This is a genomic window from Hydrogenophaga sp. (assembly GCF_041633695.1).
In the GTDB taxonomy this organism is placed as follows: Bacteria; Pseudomonadota; Gammaproteobacteria; order Burkholderiales; family Burkholderiaceae_C; genus Hydrogenophaga.
Window position 1 is genome coordinate 1 of sequence record NZ_JBFJMY010000329.1, and the last position, 4,704, is coordinate 4,704.

Below are 4,704 nucleotides of genomic sequence, written 5' to 3' on the forward strand. Positions count from 1 at the left end.
CGGCCTATGACGACCTGATCCCGGGCGCGGTCGGCATTGCCGCCTTGCAGCAGCAAAGCGGGGCGAGCGAGCCGCGCTACGTGCCGCTGACGATTGCCGACCGCATGGTCGGCCTGCATGCGGCGCACAGCGTGGCCATGGCGCTGTACGGGCGCGAGCGCACCGGACGCGGCTGCCGCATTGACGTGCCGATGTTCGAAACCATGGCCAGCGTGGTGCTGTCGGACCACCTCTACGGGCGCACTTTCGAGCCGCCCAGTGGTGACACCGGCTATGTGCGGCTGCTGTCGCCCGGGCGCCGACCCTACGAAACCAGCAACGGCTACATCTGCGCGCTGGTCTACAACGACGGCCACTGGCAGCGTTTTCTGCACGCCATCGAGCGTGACGATCTGCGGGTCGATCCGCGCTTCGCCGACCTGGCCAGTCGAACCCGCCACATTGACGAGGTGTACGGCTTTCTGGGCCAGACGCTGCGCGTGCAAAGCACCGCGCACTGGATGGCGCTGTTCGAACAAATCGATGTGCCGGCGGTGCCCCTGAACACCGTCGAATCACTGTTGGATGACCCGCACTTGGCGGCGGTGGGCTTCTTCCGCCAGGTCGAGCACCCGAGCGAAGGGGTGATGCGCACCTTTGGCGCGCCGGCGCGATGGGTGGGTTACGACGTCAGCAAGCTGGCGCCCGCGCCGCGGCTGGGGGAGCACACCGAATCGGTACTGCGCGAATGCGGCTTTGATGCCAGCGCGCTGGCGTCCTTGCTGGGCAGTGGCGCAGCGGCTCCGTTCCTCACCGATGCGGAGTTGTCAGCATGAGTGCCCCGGCATTGACCGTGACCCGGCTGGCCGGCGCGCTGGGTGCGGAAATCTCCGGGCTTGACCTGTCCCGGTCGCTGCGCCAGGATGACCTGGCGGCGCTGCGTAGTGCGTGGCTGGCGCATGGCGTCATCTTTTTGCGCCACCAGCCGCTGACGCCCGGGCAGTTCCTGGCCTTCGCCCAGGCCATTGGCACGCCGGTGGAATACCCGTTTGTCAGCGGCATCCCGGGCTTTCCGGTCATCATCGAAGTGAAGAAGCTGGCGCACGAAATAGTCAACTTTGGCGGCGTCTGGCACAGCGATACTGCCTACTTGGAGCAGCCTCCGATGGCCACGCTGCTGCTGGCGCGCGAAGCGCCGCCTTACGGCGGTGACACGCTGTTTGCCAACCAGGTGCTGGCCTATGAGGCCTTGTCGGAGGGGATGCAGCGGCTGCTCGACGGCTTGGTGGCGGTCAACACCTCGGCCAAGGCAGATGTGTCACGCACCCGCGAAGACCGTCTGGCCGAAGCCGGTCGCGCTGACCAGCACACCCATTACGAGGCCGAACATCCCGTGGTACGCACCCATCCGGAAACCGGTCGCAAGGCTTTGTATGTCAACTGCGCCCATACCGCGCGCTTCGCCGGCATGACCGAAGAGGAGAGCGCGCCGCTGCTGCAATTTTTATTCACGCACCAGAAGAAGGAAGAGTTCACCTGCCGCTTCCGCTGGCTGGTGGGTTCCCTGGCGCTCTGGGATAACCGCTGCACGCACCACTACCCGGTCAACGATTACCACGGCTTCCGCCGGGTCATGCACCGCATCACGTTAGCGGGTGACCGGCCTCGTCACTAGTACATTGACAGGTAAGTAACGGAACATAAATACAATCTCGTCACCATTACTTGATTTACTTGATTCAGTCGTCCCTGAATAACCTCCAGAACCCGCATGAACACTTGGTTTGTGGGGTGATTGCAGATATCCAGAACTCCCAGTTTGAATTCCAATAGGGGCAGTTTTCTGGGAGTTCTGCAGTGATGTTTGCCTGCCCCGCCACCGACGATTTTTCCGTTCGCGCATCGACCACATGATCGACCTGCGCCTCCCGCTGGCCGTGCTGGCCTCGCGCATGCCCTGGCAGGAGATCGAAGCGTGGGTGGCCCAGGTCTTCTCTCACAAAGGCCGCGCCGGTGTGGCCATGCCCGACCTGGACCTCTTCGGTGAACAGGTACAGCGCGCTGCTGTTTCCAGCAACGCAGCGCGCCCTCGCGTGCCGCTGCGCATCATGATTGCGCTGCTTTACCTCAAACACGCCTTCAACGACTCCGACGAGGGCGTGGTGGCCCGCTGGGCCGATACGCCGCGCTGGCAGTTCTTCTCGGGCTGTGCTTATTACGAAGACCGCCAGCCCCGCGACGGCACCACCCTGGTCAAGTTCCGTCAGTTGTTGGGCGAGGAAGGTGTGGAAGAACTGCTGGCGCAGACCATCAACGTGGCCGTCTAACTCAAACTGATCAAACCGCAGGAGCCCTCCCGCGTGATCGTGGACAGCACGGTGCAGCACAAGGCGATTGCCCATCCCACCGACAGCCGTTTGCTGGAGACCGCCCGGTTGAATTTGGTCCAGGCGGCCAAGGAGACGGGCATTGATCTGAAGCAGACCTTTGCCAAGGAAGGCAGGGACCTGAGCCGCTAGGCCGGGCGCTATGCCCATGCCCGGCAATTCAAGCGCATGCGCCGCACCATCAAACGCCAGAGAACCATCGTCGCTCGCCTGCAGCGCGAGATCGACCGCAAGGCCAGTGCCATCGGGGCGGCAGTGCGCGAAGCACTGGGCGAGACCTTGAACAAGGCCCATCGCATCGTGGCCCAGAGCGGCCAGCGCAAAGCGGTGGATGGACAGCCCAAGCTCTACGCCTGGCATGCGCCCGAGGTGGACTGCATCAGCAAGGGCAAGGCCCGAACGCCCTACGAGTTCGGGGTCAAGGTGGGCATTGCCAGCACGCTGCAGGGCAACCTGATCGTGGGCTCACGAGCCTTCCAAGGTAACCCTTACGACGGCCACACCCTCAACGAGCAACTGGAGCAGGCGAGCATCCTGATGCAAGACAGCCGGTCAAAGCCAGCGACGGCGTTCGTTGATCTGGGCTATCGGGGTGTGGACGCACAACCCGGATGTGCATATCCTGCACCGGGGCAAGGCCAAGCGGATCAGCGAGCAAGAGCGACGCGAGCTCAGGCGTCGTCAGGCCATTGAGCCGATCATCGGCCACCTCAAAGCCGATCACCGCATGGACCGTTGTCACCTCAAGGGAGAAGCCGGCGACCGGCTGCATTCGGTGCTGTGTGCGGCGGGCTACAACATCCGCTGGCTGCTGCGCATGATCGCCCGCAAGGGCATCATCTTCTTGCAAAGCCTTTATTTGCGCCTGTGCTCGGTAGCGAGCTTGTCACTGAAATGGCAACACGCGTTGGACTCTTGGTCCACTCGAGCTCTCACCCGACCTGCACAGCGCCCTGTCTGGGATCGGATTTGAATAAATCAGGGCCGACGATTTACTTGATGCTTGGAGGTGTTGTCATGAGGCAGACGGAGTTGCATTTGACCGACGAGGATCGCTCGCTGGTGGACGAGATTCGCAGCAAAGGGGCGCACCAAGCGAGAGAGGTCAATCGGGCTCATGTTTTGGCCTCACTGGACAGGGGCGTGCCAGAGGCCCAGATCATGGCGGTACTGGGAATAGGGCGCACGGCTGTGTGGCATACGCGCGCAGCGAATCTTCAAGGCGGTGTGGAGTTGGCGGTCTTCGGCGTAGCACGCTGGGGGCGGCCACGCCAGTACGACACAGACGACGAAGCGCGAGTGACGGCGCTGGCGTGTTCGACGCCGCCTGCGGGCCGGCAGCGCTGGACGATGGTGGAACTCGAACGGGCGGCTCGGCAGGAAGTCGGCATGGCCAACGTGAGCCGAGAAACCGTGCGGCGCATGCTCAAAAAAACATCTCAAGCCCTGGCGCAAGCTGAGGTGGTGCATTGGCGCGTTGACTGAGGAGTACCGCAGTCGCATGTACGCCTTGCTTGAGCTGTACGCGCGGCCGATGTCGCGCTCAGAGCCGGTCATCTGCATCGACGAGAAGAGCTTGCAACTCATCGGTCACAGTCGTGCACCACTGCCGATGAACTCGCGCAGCCCCGAAAAAGTGGACTACGAGTAGGCGCGTAACGGCACGACCAATCTGTTCGTGGCCGTAGAGCCCAAAGCCGGGCAGCGGACCGTCTCGGTCACAGAGCGACGGGGCAAGGCCGACTTCGTGGTCTTCGTCGGCGACTTGCTGACCCACACGTATGCCAAGGCTCGCCGCGTTCATCTGGTGCTCGACAACCTGAACATCCACTTCAGAAGATGTTTTGACGACGTGTTGGGCAAACGTGCAGCGAACAAGCTCTTGCGCCGAGTGCAGTTCCACTACACGCCCAAGCACGCGAGTTGGCTGAATTGGCGGAGATCGAGATCGGTATCCTCAGTCGTCAATGTCTGGACCGGCGAGTTGAAAGCCGAAACCGCCTGCAATGCGAGGTTGACGCCTGGCAGCAGGCCCGTGACGTCGCACAGAGAACCATCGGGTGGACGTTCACCCGTCAGGACGCAGATCAGAAGCTCAGTCGACATTACGTTCCGAATCTTGCGTGTTGATGCACTAGGTGTTGAGTTGCAATAGGTTGTTCCCACCGAGGCGGGAAGCCGGAGGGCGATGACCTAGCAGGCTGCTGAAATACCTCATAGGCAAGTCGCTCGAAACGGTGTGTCGTGGCACAGTAGGGGCACATCCCGTCACCTCGAAACGACTCCCTCATGCGCGGCGCTGACACCTACACCGAAGGCCTGTTCACCCTCAAGAAGC

4 protein-coding genes and 2 pseudogenes are annotated in these 4,704 nt (G+C 62.4%); all 6 read left to right on the plus strand.

All coding sequences use genetic code 11. The features are described 5' to 3' along the window. Window positions 1–815: CaiB/BaiF CoA transferase family protein (locus tag ABYB95_RS17175; RefSeq protein WP_372659776.1), on the plus strand; the 815-nt coding region annotated here is incomplete at its 5' end. Beyond that, complete coding sequence (locus ABYB95_RS17180; RefSeq protein ID WP_372659777.1) at window positions 812–1,654, plus strand: TauD/TfdA dioxygenase family protein; 843 nt, start codon at window positions 812–814, stop codon at window positions 1,652–1,654. The genes ABYB95_RS17175 and ABYB95_RS17180, both read left to right, overlap by 4 nt. A gap of 235 nt (window positions 1,655–1,889) precedes the next feature. Continuing rightward, window positions 1,890–3,339, plus strand: a pseudogene (locus tag ABYB95_RS17185) (IS5 family transposase). Between the two features lie 65 nt (window positions 3,340–3,404). Then, window positions 3,405–3,851, plus strand: coding sequence for a helix-turn-helix domain-containing protein (locus tag ABYB95_RS17190; protein ID WP_372659778.1), 447 nt, complete (start codon window positions 3,405–3,407; stop codon window positions 3,849–3,851). A 16-nt stretch (window positions 3,852–3,867) separates the two neighbouring features. Continuing rightward, on the plus strand, window positions 3,868–4,017 hold the full coding sequence (locus tag ABYB95_RS17195) for a hypothetical protein (protein ID WP_160165352.1): 150 nt from the start codon (window positions 3,868–3,870) through the stop codon (window positions 4,015–4,017). A 15-nt stretch (window positions 4,018–4,032) separates the two neighbouring features. Continuing rightward, window positions 4,033–4,521 (plus strand): annotated as a pseudogene (locus ABYB95_RS17200) (transposase); the annotation flags it as partial. Window positions 4,522–4,704: the final 183 nt, after the last annotated feature.

Coding starts and splice junctions, on each gene's coding strand:
- ABYB95_RS17195 (WP_160165352.1), top strand. CDS start 3,868: ATGTACGCCTTGCTTGAGCTGTACGCGCGGCCGATGTCGCGCTCAGAG.
- ABYB95_RS17180 (WP_372659777.1), top strand. CDS start 812: ATGAGTGCCCCGGCATTGACCGTGACCCGGCTGGCCGGCGCGCTGGGT.